The sequence below is a fragment of the Myxococcus guangdongensis genome, assembly GCF_024198255.1.
In the GTDB taxonomy this organism is placed as follows: Bacteria; Myxococcota; Myxococcia; order Myxococcales; family Myxococcaceae; genus Myxococcus; species Myxococcus guangdongensis.
Window position 1 is genome coordinate 397,848 of the sequence record NZ_JAJVKW010000009.1, and the last position, 15,637, is coordinate 413,484.

The window sequence follows — 15,637 nt, forward strand, 5'->3', positions numbered from 1 at the left end:
GTCGTTGACCAACGCCGCGTCAGCGTCCGCTCCTCCGCCCGCTTCAGTGCTTCTCCCAATGAATCCAGCGCAGGTCCTTCACGAACAGCGTGTAGAGCACGGGGACGAGCAGCAGGGTGAGCACCGTGGCCACGGTGAGGCCGCCTATCTGCGCGTAGCAGAGCGGTTGCCACAGGGGGCCACCGTGCAGCGCCAGGGGGATGAGCCCCAGCACGGTGGCTCCCACCGTCACCAGCACGGGCCGCAGGCGGTGGAGCCCCGCGTCGAGCAGGGATTCGCGCAGGGACTCGCCGCGCTCGTGCGCCTCCTCGATGTAGTCGAAGAGCACGATGATGTGGCTGACGATGACGCCCATCAGGCTGATGATGCCCAGGAAGGCCATGAAGCTGAACGGCGCGCCCATGATGACCAGCGACACCAGTGCCGCCGCCGCGCCGAAGGGGAGGGCCGCGAATACGACCAGCGGCTTGACGGCGTTCTTGAACTGGATGACGAGCGCCACGTAGATGGCGACGATGAGCATGCCGAGCACGACGACCATGCTGGCGAAGCTCTTCTTCTGCTCCTCCGCCTCGCCGCCAATCTCCAGCGTGTAGCCGATGGGCAGGCGCTGCTGGAGCGCGTCGAGCTTCGGTCGGGCCTCCTTCAGCACCTCCGACGGGAGCACGCCCTGCTGCGGGAACGTGGCGATGGTGATGGTGCGGAACTGGTTGCGGCGGCGGATCTTCTCCGTCTGGAGCGAGTAGGCGACGCGGGAGACCTGCCGCAGGGGCACCTTCTGGGGCCCGCTGCGCGAGCTGATGTACAGGTTCTCGATGTCGCCCAGCTGGGCGCGCTCCTCGGCGCGGAGCCGGGCCACGATGTCGATTTGATGGATGCCCTCGCGCAGCTGGCCCACCGTCATGCCGTTCATCGCGGAGGCGGAGGACGTGGCCACGTCCAGGTTGGTGACGCCCGCGAGGTTGGCCCGGTCCGGGTCCACCTCCAGCTTCACGGAGAACGTGTCGCTGCCCCAGTCGTCGCGCGTGCGCGCGGTGCCGGGGACGGAGCGGAAGATGGCCTTGGCCTGCTCCGCGATGTCGCGCAGCACGGAGATGTCCTCGCCCGACACGCGGATGGACACGGGGATGCCCACGGGCTTGCCCGTCTCCAGCTCCCGCACGTCGATGCGCGCCCCGGCGATGCGGCGTGACAGCGCGTCCTGGAACAGGGGCACCAGCAGGCGGGTGTCCTCCTTGTCGCGGACCTGGATGACCAGCTGCGCGTAGTTGAGCTGCTGGAGCTCCGGCGCCACGGAGAACCAGAAGCGGGGACCGCCGCCGCCGATGAACTCCGTCACCGACTCGAGCACCTGGCGCGGCTTGCCGTCGCTCGGGTGGGCCTTGCCGTACTCCTCGGCCACCTCCTGGAGGATGCGGGTGGCGTCCCTGGCGGTGTCTCGCGTCGCGGTGAGGGTGGCGTCCTCGGGCAGCCAGACGTCCACATAGGACAGGTAGGACAGGTCCTTGGGGAAGAACGCGGAGCGGACGCGGGTGCCCACGAGTCCTCCCGCGATGAGCACGAGCAGCGCCACGCCGACCACGAACAGGCGATGGTCGATGGCCCAGCCGACGACCTGTTGGTAGCGCCGCGCGAAGCCGGTGGTCTTCCTCTCCGACGCGGGCACCTCGGACGCGGGGGCGCGGAGGATGGCGGAGCCCAGCAGCGGGATGAACGTCATGGAGACAACGCGCGAGGCGACCAGGGACAGCGTGAGGACGATGGGCAGCGTGCGGATGAACTTGCCCGTGTCTCCCGGCAACGAGAGGAAGGGCAGGTAGGCGGCGATGTTGGTGAGGGTGGCGAAGAGGATGGCGGTGGCCAGCTTCGTGGGCCCGAGCCACGCGGCGATGCGCGGCTTCCATCCCATCGAGAGGGAGCGCTTGATGGCGTCGCTGGCCACGACGGGGTCATCCACCAGCAGGCCCAGCGCGATGATGAGCGACGCGATGGAGATCTGCTGCAGGTCCACGCCGAAGACGTGCATCAGCCCGAAGGTCATCGCCAGGGTGATGGGGATGGACAGGGCCAACAGCAGCGCCGTCCGCCACTCCCAGAAGCCGATGAGCGCGACGAGCACCACCAGGATGATGGCCTCGTAGAGCGAGGACATGAACAGGTCCACGTTCTCCTTCACCTGGAGCGGCTGGTCCGACGTGCGGCGGATGACCAGGTCCTCGGGCAGCAGCCGTTGGACGTGCGCCAGCTCCTCGCTCACGCTGTGCCCGAAGGCGTCGATCTGCTCGCCCGGGCGCATGTTGACGGCGAGGGTGATGGCGCGGTTGCGGACGAACTCGCCCTGGGCGTTGCGCGCGTCCAGGTAGTTCAGGAAGCGCGGCGGGCTCTGGTAGTCGCGGCGCACGTCCACCATGTCGCGCAGGTACACCGGCGTGCCGTTGGTGCTGGTGGTGGCGACGATGTCTCCCAGCTCGCGCTCGCTGGAGAGCTCGCCCGACGGGTCGATGGTGATGCTCTTGCCGCCCATCTCCAGGATGCCGCCGGGCGCGGTGATGTTGCGCGCGGAGATGAGGTTTGCGAGCCCCGACGCCTGGATGCCGTAGGAGGCGAGGCGCTCCTGCGAGTACTCCAGGAAGATCTTCTCGGGCAGCACGCCCGTGCGGGTGACCTTCGAGACGACGGGCAGCCGCTGCAGGTGTCGCTGAATCGTGTCGGTGAAGTCGTCGAGCTGCCGGTGGCTGTAGCGGTCTCCGGCGTTCGCCGTCAGTCGGGCGCGGACGTCCTTCGGGTCGCGGACGATGATGGGGCGCCACACGTCGGGGTGGAGCTCGGACAGGCTCAGGTGGTCCTGGGCGAACGCTCGCAGGTGCTGCAGCAGCGTGGCGTCGTCCAGGGAGGTGGCCATGTCCACGCCGATGAAGCCGGGGCTCTGGATGAAGCGCGCGTCGTCTGTCTCGGGGAGCTCGTCGAAGAAGCGCAGCGCCTGGTCCCCCAGTCGCTGCATGGACGTCGCGTTGATGGAGGGTGGGAAGCTCACCACCACTGTGGCCCGGGGGGCGGAGGAGGACGCGGACTTGCGCACGTCCTCGATGGCTCGGGCGACGGCCCGCGAGCGCAGCTCCAGCTCCACATCGTTCGCCGGGGGGCTGGCCACCGTGAGCATCAGCGTCGCGGTGTCGCCGAAGTCCTTGAGGAACTGCACCGGCCCGGCGCCGCTCGGCAAATCGCGAATCGTGTCGAGCCGTCCCTGGATGTCGTCGAACTCCTTGGCCCGGTCCGCGACGTCTTCCTTCAGGGTGACGTAGACGACGGACAGGCTGGTGCGACTGATGGACTCAATCTTCTCGACGCTGGCGTTCTCGGAGATCTTCTGCTCGATGCGGCGGGTGACCAGCTGTTCAATCTTCTCCGCCTCCGCGCCGGGCCACAGACACGTGGCCACCGCGACGCGCACGGCGATGACCGGGTCCTTCGCCTTGGGCATCTTGAAGTAGCCATAGACGCCCCACACCATCGTGAAGGCCAGGAACACCCAGGCCACCTGACGCTTCTCCGTGAAGTAGCGCGCGGTGTTGTGCTTGTGGCGGACCAGCGCCTCGTCGCGCTCGCGCTCTGCCTGCTCCGCTTGCTCGGGCGTCACGGAATCACCTCCACCGCCTCGCCGTCCGACAGGAGGCTGGCGCCGGTGACGACGATGCGCTCACCGGCCTCCAGCCCCTTGCGCACCGGGATGACGTTGCCCAGGTACTCGCCCAGCTCCACCTCGCGCGCACGCACGAGTGACTTGCCGTCCTGCTGCTGGAACACGAAGACGGCGAACCCGTCCGGCTTGCCGGGCGCGCGGACGATGGAGGCCAGCGGCACGAGCAGCTCCGGCTGGAGTCGGGCGGATCCGCCATCACGCAGCGACAGCGCGGCCACCATGCCCGGCTTGAGCCGCTGGTCCTCGTTGGGGATGGAGACCTCCACCGCGAACACGCGGCTCTTCGGGTCCGCGGAGGGGGCGATGCGGGAGATGCGCCCCTCGAAGCGCTGCCCCGGGAAGGCCTGGGTGATGACGGCCTGGGGCGCGCCGAGGCGGACGCTGGGCAGCAGCGTGTCCGGGACGCCGAACACCACCCGGACGCTGCGCGTCTCCGCCACGGAGAAGGCGATGGTGCCGGGCGCGGCCAGCACGCCCACCTCCACGGCGCGCTTGAGCACCACGCCGGAGAGCGGCGAGCGCAGCTGGGTGTCCTCGAGCGCCGTGCGGGCTTCGTCCACGCGGGCCTGGGCGACGGCCGAGGCGCCGACGGCGCTGTCCTTCTGCGTGCGGGCAGCGTCGAGCTGCGCGGGCGTGGACACCTCCGCGGCGACGAGCTTCGTGGTGCGCTCGAAGTTGATGCGCGCCTGCTCCTCGGCGGCGCGGGCCTGGGAGAGCGCCGCGCGGGCCTCGGTGAGCTTCTGCGAGTAGTCCGTCTTGCGCAGCGCGGCCAGCTCCATGCCCTCGCGCACGGCGTCGCCCTCCTGGATGAGGCGGGGGCGTCCGTCCACGTCCTTCACCTTCGCGATGGACTCCACGTAGCCGCCGACCTTGAAGGCCATGTCCACGCGCGTGGCGGGCTGAATCTCCGCGGAGAAGCGCGCATCAGCCGTCGTCCCGGCGCGGCCCACGGTGGCGATGCGCACCGCGGTGGGAGGCGCGGGAGGAGGAGGGGAGCGCCCGCAGGCGAGCCCGAGCAGGGCCCCCAGAGTGAGGGTGAGGGCCAGGAACGACGTCCTCATGAGAGGGACTCCAGCGACGCGTCGGAAGCGACGATGTGAAGGGCGGCGCCCGGGATGCGGGGCCGTCCGATGGGAAAGCTCACCACGGTGAAGAAGGGACTCAGGGGGTGGGCACGACGGGGTGGGCCTTGCCTGTCACGCGCCCGACACGCTGGGCCGTCGGATGCTCAGAGGACGACGAGCAGGCCGAGTGACGCTGTCGGGTAGACCTGACGCAGCTTCAGCTCCCCATTCGAGATGCGCAGCGTGCGCACGTCCGTGAAGGTGAAGCCCGGGCCTCCGCGCGCCGTCAGGCCCAGCCGCCCCGCGCCCGGCCGCCACATGAGGCCCACCGCGGGCTCCACGAAGGCCGCCGTGCTCGCGCTCTGCGAGGGGCCCTTGCCCGCGCGCGCCACGAACTCCTCGAAGCCCGCCGTCAGCCCGACGAAGGGCCGCAGCGTGCCGTTCGCGAACGTCGTCACCGTGTAGCGCGCGTCCGCGCCCACCGCGTAGTTGAGCTTCACCTCGCCCAGCTCCGCCCCCTCGAAGCGCGTGCGCACGCCCACCGCGTTGCCCCACTGGCCCGCGCGCGTCATCAGGCCGAAGGAGAACCGCCCGTCGAACTTGGGCGAGATGTCCAGCCGCACGCCGTACATGGACGCGTCCAGCGCGGGAGGCTGCAGCTCCAGCAGCACCGAGCCCCGCCGCTCCCGCTCCCGCGACGGAATCAGCTCGCCCGCGTCATCCGCCCACGCCGGCGCTCCCGCCAACACCGCCGCCGCCAACACGCCCGTCAGGACTCCCTGGGTCTGGATCTTCATGTCGTGCTCCCGTGCTCTTAGTCGTTCGACTAATTTAGTTACACGACTAACTAAGGCGGCGCCCGAGCGATGTCAAGGCGACCGGGCGGCCGGCATCGGGGTGCTTGCGGGTAGGTGTGTGGCGTCCTATGGGAGACAGATGGCCCGTCCACGCAGCCCGAAGAAGCCGTCGTCCCCTCAGCCCGAGCCGGCGCTCGCGGGCGAGCCGGATGCCCGGGAGCGGCTCATCGCCGCCAGCTCGCGCGTGTTGGCGGAGCGGGGCTACGACGCGACGACGGTGAAGGAGGTAGCGCGCGTGGCCGGGGTGAACCAGGGCCTGGTGCACTACTACTTCGGCAGCAAGGACGCGTTGCTGCTCGCCGTCACGCGGGCGCACAGCGCGCAGTACGTGGCGGAGCTCAAGAAGCTGCGGGACGAGACGCCGCTGGAGGAGCTGGCGGACACGAGCTTCGCGTGGGGTGAGCGCCACCTGCGCGCGTCACCCGAGCAGTTCCGCCTGCGCTACGAGCTGTTCGCGCTGGGGCTGCGCAACGCGGAGCTCACCTCCGCCGTCGCGGAGCTCCAGGCGGAAGGGGACGTGGAGGTGGCCCGCACGGTGGCGCGGTACCGAGGCGGGGAGGCGTCGCGCCCCGAGCCGCTGGACCACCACTACGCCGTCATCATCAAGTCGTGCTTCGACGGACTGGCGCTGCAGGCGCTGTTGGATCCGAAGTTCGACCCGACGCCGGTGTACGCGCTGCTGAAACACCTGGTGCTGTCGAGTGTCGACGGGCCCGGGGGCGCCAAGCCGCCCGCGCGTCGGGGTCCCCGGAGCCAGGCGCGTCGAGGTGCACCGAAGCCGCGACGTCGCCCGAGCACGCGGCCTCGGCGGTGAGTGTCGTCAGAGGGGGGTCTGCTCGCCGGGCGTGAGGAACCGCACGCGGCGGTCTTCTGGGAACGCGGCGCGGACCTGGGCCTCGGTGGAGAGAGGCTCGAAGGTGCCGTAGTGCATGGGGATGACGAGCGACGGGCGGAAGTATTTGCGCACGGCGAGCGCCGCGGCGTCCGGCCCCATCGCCCATCTGCCACCGCCGGCCGCGAGCAACAGGATGTCCGGATGGAAGAGCTCCTGGATGAGCGACATGTCGCCGAAGAGCCACGTGTCGCCCGTGTGATACAGCGAGCGTCCATCCGCGAAGGTGAGCACGTAGCCCAGCGGCCTGCCTCCGGGCTCCGTCGAGTGCATGGCGGGCACCGCATCCACCTGGATGTCGCCCACCCGGAAGCTTCCCCCCACGTTGACGCTGTGCTGCTGGGGTTCGGGAATCTTCATCGCGCGCAGGTGCTCGCCCGTGGTGACCACGAGCGCGCCCGTCACGCGGGCCAGCTCGGGGACATCACCGGCGTGGTCTGCATGGGCGTGTGTCACCAGGATGGCGGCCGGTTTCTCCTGGGCGAAGCGGGCGAGGTCCTTCCATTGCGTGGGGGTGCTCGGGTTCTCCTTCAGCCACGGGTCGATGAGCAGGCGGGTGCCTCCGGGTGAGCGCACCTCGAACGCGGCGTGGCCGAGCCAGGTGACCTGAATCGGCTGGAGGGTCTTCGTGGCTTGCGCCGTCGACGTGGCCCGTGCGCCGCTCGAGGCGGGAGATCGTTTCGACGCTTCGTTCGTGGAAGAGGCGTGGGTCAGGGGCGCTGTCGCCACGAGCAGCAGGGACGTCAGCAGCGGGGGAGCGAATGCGCGCGAGCGGTGCATCGGTGTTCCTCGGTGGAGCGGCCTCGCGGACGGTCGCGAGCGCCGGCGTGTCGGCGGCACCGAGGAATAGAGGCGAGGGGAGGAGACGTGCTTGGGCGTTATTGACGTCGCATCGCGCGAGCGTACTGCCCGGGTGTCAGTCCGACGATGCGCCCGAAGTGTCGGTTGAGCTGGCTCTGGTCATAGAGGCCCACCTCCACGGCGACGGCGCTCGCGGAGAGCCCCTGGGTGAGCAGCGTCTTCGCGCGGGCCACGCGCAGGTGCGTCACGTACTCATGGGGAGGCAGGCCCAGCTCCGCCCGGAACACACGCAGCAGATGGAACTTGTTGAGCCCCACGCTCGTCGCGAGCGACTCCAGGTCCACGTTCCGCGTGTAGCTCGCATGCAGGACGTCACGCGCGCGCGACACGGCGGGGCGGTGCGTGGCGCGCGAGAGCCTGGGGCGGGCCTCGCCGTACTCGGAGAGCAGCGCCTCGAGTGTCTGGGCGATGAGGCTGTCGCGCTCGAGCGCATCCGGCGTCCTTCGGGCCAGGGCCTCGTGGAGCGCGAGCGCGGTGGACTCCGTGCGCCCATGCCCGTGGCTCACGGCGTGCGTCAGGTGGGGTGCCGCGGTGAGGCCGAGCTGTCGCGCCGCGTCTTCCACGAGCGCGGGGGCGAGGGTGATGGACTGCGCGGTGACGGGGGCGTGGACCCGCTCGTCGCGGTGCACCTCGCCGGGCTCCTTGAGCTTGAGCCGGGGGCCGGGACCGTGGCTCCAGACGCGCTGGCGATACCAGAAGTCGAAGGCGCCCGAGTACGTCACGGTGAGGCCGTAGGCGGTGGCGTGGCCGGTCCACAGCCGGGTGTCATCCTCTACTCGGAGGACCTGGACACCGGGGGCTCCGGCGGGCGTCCAGGTCGAGACGGTGATGGGCCGTGCGCGGGGCATGGGATGAATCCGGCTGGATGCTTTCTATCTCACGTTTAAGGCCTGTACGAGGTATGGGGGCGTCGTGTCATTCGGTGTCGTCGCGATACAAAGCGTCGAACCGGGCCTTTTCTGGCGGCCAACCGGGCCGGAGGATGAGACATGCCAGGAGCCACAGTGGGGCTTCGCGTGGGGGGAGCACGCATGGGGACGGATGCAGAAGGGGCGTTGCGCGCGGTGCGGTCGTTGGTGGAGCTGGAGGACACGGAGCAGGCCGCGCAGCTCTACGAGGAGTTGGGCGCCTCCCAGCGCGAGCGGCTGCGCAAGCAGGCCGCGCAGGGGCCGGTGAAGGAGCGACGCGGGTTGGTGGAGGTGCTGCGTCGCGCCCGGGACTTCCTGGGCGCCGCGCGGTTGATGGACGGCAGCGGCGACGACGCCGCGGCCGCCGACCTCTACGTGCAGAGCGGTCAGTACATGGAGGCGGGGGAGGCGTGGCTGCGCGCGGGTGAGTCCGAGCGCGCCGCGGCGGCCTTCGAGCGCGCGGGGGCGCTGGAGCGCGCGCTGGAGGTGTACCGAGGCCTGGGCGCGCGTGAGTCCATGGCGCAGTGCCTGGTGCGCCTCAAGCGGCCCTTCGACGCGGCGGACCTCTACCGCGAGCTCGGTCAGCCTCACGCGGAGGTGGAGACCCTTGGCGGCGTGACGCCCGAGGACCCGCGCTACATCGAGGCCGTGCTGCGCATGTGCCGGCTGCTGGATGTCGAGGGCTTCACGCACCGCGCGCTCGCGGTGCTGGTGGACGCGTTGACCAGCTCCGACGTGGCGCGGGCCGAACCGGCGATGGTGACCGAGCGCGCGCGCCTCTTGCGTCGCATGGGCATGAACGCGGAGGCGGAGGCGGTGCTCGGCCGTCGCAACGCGCCCGCCACCACGCCCGTGGCCAACGGCTATCGCTTCCTCAAGGCCATCCCCATCTTCAGCGAGCTGTCGCTGGAGGACATGAAGGACCTCTACCGGCAGGCCCGGCAGGTGGTGCTCGCGCAGGACTCGGTGGTGCTGGAGAAGGGAGAGCCCGGCGTGGCGCTGCTCGTCCTGATGGAGGGGACGGTGGACGTCTTCAGCGGCCCGGAGTCGGACGCGCGGCTGCTCAACTCGCTGGGGCCCGGGGAGTATCTCGGGGAGATCTCCCTGGTGCAGGACGCGCCGGTGTCCGCGCACGTGCGGGCCCGCACGGCCGTGCGCGCGCTGCGCATCAGCCGCACGGCGTTCGAGCACTACCTGGACACCCACGAGGCCGCGGCCCTGCGCATCTACCGTCTCTTCACGCAGAACCTCGCGGCCCGGGTGCGCGCCCTCAGCGCCTGACGGGGCGGCTCACTTCCAGTTGCAGCCCTTGATCTTCTTGCAGAAGGCCGCGTTCGTGGCCTTCGTGCAATCCATGGCGAGGCCCATGCACCGCTTGGTGGCGTACGAGTAGGAACAGCCCGGCTGGCTGTTACAGAAGACGCTCGAGTACACGCCACAGAAGGTCGCCTTGCCAGTGCACTGGCCGCCCTCGCCCGGCCCGGTGTCCTCGGGGGCCTGCTTCGTGTCCTCCTTCGCGGGGGTTTCCTGCTTCGCGCCGTCCTTCTTCTGGGAGGACTGGGTATTCGTGTCCTTGGGCGCCACGGCCTGTTCGTCGGCGTGCGCGGGAGCACAGGCGAGCAGCACGAGGGTGGCCAGCATTCCCAGCAGGAGTCGAGGCTGCGCTGCGTCGCGAGACATGGGCGTCCTTTCGGAGAGGGGCTCGGCTTTCGGCCCGCGTGATGTGAACAGCGCACTGTAGAGGACTCCATCCGGGCGTGGGGGAGTGGGCACGGCTGGTGGCTCGGCTCACCCAGGAGGTGGGTCCTTTTCGCGCGACTGTCATCGACGTGGACGCAGCGCACGGGTAACATGCCCCGCTTCATGGCCAGGCAGGATGGCGCCAGCGAAGATCCCGACCGGGGGCGGCGCATTGGAAAATACGAGATCCTCACCCGCCTCTCGATGGGAGGGATGGCGGAGCTGTTCCTCGCCTTCACCTCGGGGCCGGGCGGATTTCGCAAGTTCGTCGCCGTCAAGCAGATCCTCCCGGACATCAAGAAGGACGAGCAATTCGTCCAGATGTTCCTGGATGAGGCGCGAATCACGGCGGCGTTCTCGCACGCGAACATCGGACAGGTCTTCGACCTGGGCGAGGACGGCGGCGAGCTGTTCCTGGCGATGGAGTTCCTGCCCGGGCAGAACCTGGAGCAGGTCATCAAGGCCGCCTCGCGGCGCCAGTACGGGCTGCCGCTGGGCTTCATCGGCCGGGTGATCCGCGACACGTGCCTGGGGCTGCACTACGCCCACCACTTCACGGACCCGTCGGGCCGCTCGGTGGCGGTGGTGCACCGGGACGTGTCCCCGAAGAACGTGATGCTCACCTATGACGGCGTCGTCAAGGTGATCGACTTCGGCATCGCGAAGGCGAGGGGGCGGCTGGGGCGCACGCAGGTGGGCACGGTGAAGGGGACCAGTGGGTACATGTCCCCGGAGCAGGTGCGTGGCCACGCGATGGACGGCCGCAGCGACTTGTTCTCCGTGGGCGTGATGCTCCACGAGATGCTCACCGGCCAGCGGCTGTTCAACGGCCCGCATGAGGCCGCGGTGATGCTGCAGATCGTCGAGGCGAACGTCACGTCGCCCCGCGCCGCCAACCCGGACATCCCGGAGGCGCTGGATGCGGTGGTGATGCGCTCGCTGGCCCGGGACGCGACGCAGCGCTTCACGAGCGGCCGTGAGATGGCGCGGGCCATCGAGGCGGCGCTCGGGCCCGAGCTGTTCGACGAGGACGGCGTCACGGCGGTGATGGGCGAGCTGTTCGAGGAGAAGCGCCAGAAGACGCGCACGCTCCTGGAGCTGGCCAGCCGCGCCGAGGACGCCCGGGTGAGCGAGGCGGCCGACGAGCTGCAGCAGGACGACGTCGGTGAGATGGGCGCCACCGCGCAGCTGCCGACGCCGACGGCGGCCCGCACGGCGCGCACGGATGGGAGCAGCGCGCCCAAGCCGACGCCGCAGCGGCGCACGGATGGGAGCAGCGCGCCCAAGCCGGTTCCCCAGCGGCGTCCGGCCACGCCCACGGACCCGGAGGTCCCCACGCGCGCGGGCAGCGGTCCCAAGCCCATGCCCCAGCGGCGCACCGGTTCCGAGGCCGCCTCGACGACGCCGCGTGCCCCGCGCGCGCTGCTGGAGGCGGGCAGCACGTCCCGCACGCCGCGTCCGCGTCCCGCGGCGCGCGAGGAGCCACAGGAGGACGTGGACTCGCTCGACGAGCCGAGTGACTTGTCGACGCAGCAGTTCCGCACCCGTCCTCCGCGCCCTGGCGCCGGGTCCGCGGGCCGTGGACGGGGCGTGTCGCGCTCGGACACGCCGGTGCACACGCCGGCCGCGAAGCCCAAGTCCCGCTGGATGGGACGGTTGTTCCTGCTCGCGCTGCTGGGCGCCGCGGGCTGGGCGTCGACGCAGCCCATGATCCGCGCCCAGTTCGTTCCCGCGTACGAGTCCGCGAAGGCCTGGGTGAAGGCGGAGCTGGATCCACAGGCCCCTGTCGACCCCACGCTCAACGCGGAGTGGCCGCCCCAGCAGAAGCCGGGGCCTCCGCCGGGCTTCCCGGGGACCGCGCCCGCGCCGGACCCCCGTCCTGGCGCCCAGCAGGCCGAGGCACCCTCCGCGCCAGAGCCCACCGCCCAGCCCGAGACCCCGCCGGAGCCACCCCCGACCACGCCCGAGGTTCGCCCCGCGTCCACCGCCACGGTGCGCAAGGGGAAGGAGTCGCCGAAGGAGGACCCGGCCCAGGTGGCCCGGAACGCCGAGGCCTCCAAGCCCGTCACGCGCAAGGCGCGGGTGTACGCCGGCAAGGAGAAGCCGGAGGACGAGCCCGTCACCACGGTGACGAAGGACCCGGACGCGCTGGCGGAGGTGATGGACACCAGCACCCCCAAGGGCGCGGCGAAGGCTGGGCTCGGGTGGATCACCCTCTACACGGTGCCCCGGGCGGCGGTGTTCGACGGCGCCACCCAATTGGGCACCACGCCGCTGTTGAAGTTCCCGCTGCCGGTGGGGACGTACACGCTGAGGTTGGTCGACCCCACGAGCCCCGACGGGGTGAGCCGGCGCCTGTCCGCGCCGGTGAAGCCCGGCGAGGTGACGAAGCTGCAGATTCGACTGGCGGACCTCCCCCTGTACAAGGAGTGAGCGCCGTCCTTGACGCCCTCGGACCCCCTCAATAGGGTCCGCGGGCTCTTTTTCCTTCGACGCACTGCGAGAAGGACACCATCGCTATGTATTTCCAGGACCTCATCTTCACGCTCCAGAAGCACTGGGCCGACCAGGGCTGCCTCTCCACGCAGCCGTATGACCTCGAGGTCGGCGCGGGCACCATGGCTCCCACGACGTTCCTCCGCGCGCTGGGGCCGGAGCCCTGGAACGTGGCGTACGTGCAGCCGTCTCGGCGCCCCGCGGACGGCCGCTTCGGTGAGAACCCGAACCGGCTGTTCCAGCACCACCAGTTCCAGGTCATCCTCAAGCCCGCGCCCAAGAACGTGCAGGAGCTGTATCTGGAGTCGCTGCGGAAGATTCGCATCGACCCGCTCGAGCACGACATCCGCTTCGTCGAGGACGACTGGGAGTCGCCCACGCTCGGCGCCTGGGGCCTGGGCTGGGAGGTGTGGTGCGACGGGATGGAGGTGACGCAGTTCACCTACTTCCAGCAGTGCGGCGGCTTCGACTGCAAGCCCGTCTCCGCGGAGCTCACGTACGGGCTCGAGCGCATCTGCATGTACCTGCAGAACGTGGAGAACGTCTTCGACATCGAGTGGGTCAAGGGCGTGAAGTACCGCGAGGTGTTCCACCCGAACGAGGTGGAGATGAGCCGGTACGCGCTCCAGGAGTCGGACGCGGCCATGCTCTTCTCGCTGTTCGACGCGTACGAGAAGGAGTGCAAGCGGCTCATCGAGCGGCAGTTGCCGCTGCCCGCGTACGACTTCGCGCTGAAGTGCTCGCACACGTTCAACCTGCTGGACGCGCGCGGCGCCATCTCCGTCACGGAGCGCGCCGCCTTCATCAAGCGCGTGCGGGACAACGCGCGGCTGTGCGCGGAGGGCTACCTCCAGATGCGTGAGCGGCTGGGCTATCCGCTGCTCAAGACGCCGTGGACGGTGGGGGAGCAGCCCGCCATCCTCGAGGGCAAGGCCGCCAGCGACTACTGGAAGACGGTGCAGCTCAACAAGCCGGTGGAGAAGAAGGAGAAGGCGGAGGTGACCCGTGGCGCGTGATCTGCTCCTGGAAGTGGGCGCGGAGGAGATCCCCGCCTCGTTCATCGCCCCCGCGCTGGAGGACCTGCGCCGGGTGGTGACGGAGCGCCTGGCGGACGCGCGCCTCGAGCACGGTGAGGTGAAGGTCTACGGCACGCCCCGGCGCCTGGCGGTCTGGGTGCGCGACGTGGCGGACGCGGGCAAGGACGTGGTGAAGGAGGTGCTGGGGCCCAGCGCCAAGGCCGCGTTCGACGCGCAGGGCAAGCCCACCAAGGCGGCGGAGAAGTTCGCCGAGGGGCTGAAGCTCTCGGTGGACCAGCTCGGTCGCGCGCAGACGGCCAAGGGTGAGTACGTGTCCGCGCGCGTGGAGGAGAAGGGCCGCGCGGCGGCGGACATCGTCCCGGACGCGCTGTACGCGGCGGTGCACTCCATCAACTTCCGCAAGTCCATGCGCTGGGGTGACGTGGAGTCCTCCTTCGCCCGGCCCGTGCAGTGGCTGGTGGCGCTGCTCGGCGGCGACGTGGTGCCCGTCATCTTCGGCGACGTGAAGAGCGGCCGCGTGACGTACGGCCACCGCTTCCTGTCGCCCGGCGCCATCGAGCTGAAGGCGCCTGGGGACTACGAGGCCGCGCTGGCGAAGGCGAACGTGGTGGCGGACATCGCGAAGCGCCGCGCCCAGCTGGTCGAGAAGGTGACGGCGGCGGCGAAGGCGGCCGGCGGCGCGCTGCTCGAGGACGAGGGCCTGGTGGACCAGGTGACCAACCTGGTGGAGCTGCCCAGCCCCGTGGTGGGCACGTTCGAAGAGCGCCACCTGGACCTGCCGGCGGAGGTGCTGGTGCAGGAGATGAAGAGCCACCAGCGCTACTTCTCGCTGGTGGACGGGGCGGGGAAGCTGTTGCCCAAGTTCATCGCCGTGTCGAACACGCCGGTGCGCGACGAGCAGCTCAGCCTGCGCGGCTACCAGCGCGTGCTGCGCGCGCGGCTGGCGGACGGCCGCTTCTTCTTCGACGAGGACCGCAAGACGCCGCTCGCCGACCGCGTGGAGAAGCTGGGCCGCGTGGTGTGGCAGGGGCAGCTGGGCACCTATCTGGAGAAGGTGGAGCGCTTCCGCTCGCTGGCGGTGTGGCTGGCCGGGCAGACGAAGCGGGCAGGGGAGAGCGCCACCATCGAGCGCGCGGCCACGCTGGCCAAGGCGGACCTCGTCACCGGCATGGTGGGCGAGTTCCCGGAGCTCCAGGGCGTCATGGGCCGCGAGTACGCGCGGGCCAGCGGCGAACCGGACGCGGTGGCCCTGGCCATCTTCGAGCACTACCTGCCCCGAGGCGCCGAGGACGCGCTGCCCACGCAGGACGCGGGCGCGCTCATCGGCATCGCCGACCGGCTCGACTCGCTGTGCGGCATCTTCGCCATCGGCAAGGTGCCCAGCGGCGCGGCGGACCCGTTCGGCCTGCGCCGCGCGTGTCTGGCCATCATCCGGCTGGTGCTGGGGCGGGGCTACCGCTTCAGCCTGTCTGCGGCGGTGGACGAGGCGCTTCGGCTGCTCGCCCCCCGGCTGGCCAACGTCAAGCGCAAGGCGGGCGACCCCGCGCCGCGCGAGCAGGTGCTGGAGTTCTTCCGCGGGCGCCTCAAGGCGCTGTGGGGGGAGCAGCACCGCACGGACGTGGTGGAGGCGGTGCTCGCGGCGGGCTTCGATGACCTGGTGGCCGCCCAGAAGCGCCTGGAGGCGCTGAGCCTCATCGTCGGGCGGGCCGACTTCCAGCCCCTGGCCGCGGCCTTCAAGCGCGTGGTCAACATCGTGGAGAAGCAGGGCCGCGACGTGGCGGGGGGCCAGACGCAGGCCCAGAAGCTGGTGGACGACGCCGAGAAGCAGCTCCACACCGCCTTCTCCCAGGCGCGCACGTCCGTGACGGGGCTGCTCCAGGGGGATGACTACGCGGGCGCCCTCAAGGAAATCACCGGGTTGAAGCCCGTCGTGGACACCTTCTTCGACAAGGTGATGGTGATGGCCGAGGACAAGGAGCTGCGGGAGAACCGCATCCGGCTGCTCACGGAGATTGGCGCCCTGTTCAACCAGGTGGCCGACTTCTCGAAGATCCAGGCCGAAGTCGCGGCCTGACGGCCTGC

General features: G+C 70.4%; 11 protein-coding genes. 5 read left to right on the forward strand and 6 right to left on the reverse strand.

Annotated features, from left to right (window positions below):
• Positions 1-43 precede the first annotated feature (43 nt).
• The 3 genes from LXT21_RS27565 to LXT21_RS27575 all read right to left on the reverse strand — a co-directional run bounded on the left by LXT21_RS27565 (position 44) and on the right by LXT21_RS27575 (position 5,561).
• Complete coding sequence (locus LXT21_RS27565; RefSeq protein WP_254041168.1) at positions 44-3,637, reverse strand: efflux RND transporter permease subunit; 3,594 nt, start codon at positions 3,635-3,637, stop codon at positions 44-46.
• Positions 3,634-4,761: an efflux RND transporter periplasmic adaptor subunit gene (locus tag LXT21_RS27570; RefSeq protein ID WP_254041169.1), complete on the reverse strand. Its 1,128-nt coding sequence runs from the start codon at positions 4,759-4,761 to the stop codon at positions 3,634-3,636. Before LXT21_RS27570 ends, LXT21_RS27565 begins: the two co-directional genes overlap by 4 nt.
• A gap of 167 nt (positions 4,762-4,928) precedes the next feature.
• Complete coding sequence (locus LXT21_RS27575; RefSeq protein WP_254041170.1) at positions 4,929-5,561, reverse strand: hypothetical protein; 633 nt, start codon at positions 5,559-5,561, stop codon at positions 4,929-4,931.
• Positions 5,562-5,700: 139 nt separating this feature from the next.
• Between LXT21_RS27575 and LXT21_RS27580 the strand changes: the two genes are divergently transcribed.
• Positions 5,701-6,435, forward strand: a complete 735-nt coding sequence (locus LXT21_RS27580; RefSeq protein ID WP_254041171.1) for a TetR/AcrR family transcriptional regulator — start codon at positions 5,701-5,703, stop codon at positions 6,433-6,435.
• Between the two features lie 6 nt (positions 6,436-6,441).
• Here LXT21_RS27580 and LXT21_RS27585 read toward each other — a convergent pair whose 3' ends face one another.
• Positions 6,442-7,293, reverse strand: a complete 852-nt coding sequence (locus tag LXT21_RS27585) for a metal-dependent hydrolase (protein WP_254041172.1) — start codon at positions 7,291-7,293, stop codon at positions 6,442-6,444.
• A gap of 98 nt (positions 7,294-7,391) precedes the next feature.
• Positions 7,392-8,222, reverse strand: a complete 831-nt coding sequence (locus tag LXT21_RS27590) for a helix-turn-helix domain-containing protein (RefSeq protein ID WP_254041173.1) — start codon at positions 8,220-8,222, stop codon at positions 7,392-7,394.
• 141 nt (positions 8,223-8,363) lie between these two features.
• On the opposite strand from LXT21_RS27590, the gene LXT21_RS27595 reads away from it, so the two are divergent.
• Positions 8,364-9,563 (forward strand): cyclic nucleotide-binding domain-containing protein, encoded by a 1,200-nt coding sequence (locus LXT21_RS27595; protein ID WP_407667061.1) that lies wholly within the window; start codon positions 8,364-8,366, stop codon positions 9,561-9,563.
• Positions 9,564-9,572: 9 nt separating this feature from the next.
• On the opposite strand, the gene LXT21_RS27600 is transcribed toward LXT21_RS27595, so the two are convergent.
• Complete coding sequence (locus LXT21_RS27600) at positions 9,573-9,962, reverse strand: hypothetical protein (protein ID WP_254041175.1); 390 nt, start codon at positions 9,960-9,962, stop codon at positions 9,573-9,575.
• A gap of 183 nt (positions 9,963-10,145) precedes the next feature.
• Between LXT21_RS27600 and LXT21_RS27605 the strand changes: the two genes are divergently transcribed.
• From LXT21_RS27605 to glyS, 3 genes are all read left to right on the forward strand, one after another.
• The gene (locus tag LXT21_RS27605; protein WP_254041200.1) at positions 10,146-12,455 is read left to right on the forward strand and encodes a serine/threonine-protein kinase; all 2,310 of its coding nucleotides are present in this window, start codon (positions 10,146-10,148) and stop codon (positions 12,453-12,455) included.
• A gap of 86 nt (positions 12,456-12,541) precedes the next feature.
• Positions 12,542-13,534, forward strand: a complete 993-nt coding sequence (glyQ, locus tag LXT21_RS27610) for a glycine--tRNA ligase subunit alpha (RefSeq protein WP_046713338.1) — start codon at positions 12,542-12,544, stop codon at positions 13,532-13,534.
• Positions 13,524-15,629, forward strand: a complete 2,106-nt coding sequence (gene glyS / locus LXT21_RS27615; RefSeq protein ID WP_254041176.1) for a glycine--tRNA ligase subunit beta — start codon at positions 13,524-13,526, stop codon at positions 15,627-15,629. Before glyQ ends, glyS begins: the two co-directional genes overlap by 11 nt.
• Positions 15,630-15,637 lie beyond the last annotated feature (8 nt).

Bases quoted from the DNA above. Each gene is read 5' to 3' on its own strand.
- LXT21_RS27570 (WP_254041169.1), bottom strand. From the start codon at position 4,761: ATGAGGACGTCGTTCCTGGCCCTCACCCTCACTCTGGGGGCCCTGCTC.
- LXT21_RS27575 (WP_254041170.1), bottom strand. From the start codon at position 5,561: ATGAAGATCCAGACCCAGGGAGTCCTGACGGGCGTGTTGGCGGCGGCG.
- LXT21_RS27580 (WP_254041171.1), top strand. From the start codon at position 5,701: ATGGCCCGTCCACGCAGCCCGAAGAAGCCGTCGTCCCCTCAGCCCGAG.
- LXT21_RS27585 (WP_254041172.1), bottom strand. From the start codon at position 7,293: ATGCACCGCTCGCGCGCATTCGCTCCCCCGCTGCTGACGTCCCTGCTG.
- LXT21_RS27590 (WP_254041173.1), bottom strand. From the start codon at position 8,222: ATGCCCCGCGCACGGCCCATCACCGTCTCGACCTGGACGCCCGCCGGA.
- LXT21_RS27595 (WP_407667061.1), top strand. From the start codon at position 8,364: ATGCCAGGAGCCACAGTGGGGCTTCGCGTGGGGGGAGCACGCATGGGG.
- LXT21_RS27600 (WP_254041175.1), bottom strand. From the start codon at position 9,962: ATGTCTCGCGACGCAGCGCAGCCTCGACTCCTGCTGGGAATGCTGGCC.
- LXT21_RS27605 (WP_254041200.1), top strand. From the start codon at position 10,146: ATGGCCAGGCAGGATGGCGCCAGCGAAGATCCCGACCGGGGGCGGCGC.
- glyQ (WP_046713338.1), top strand. From the start codon at position 12,542: ATGTATTTCCAGGACCTCATCTTCACGCTCCAGAAGCACTGGGCCGAC.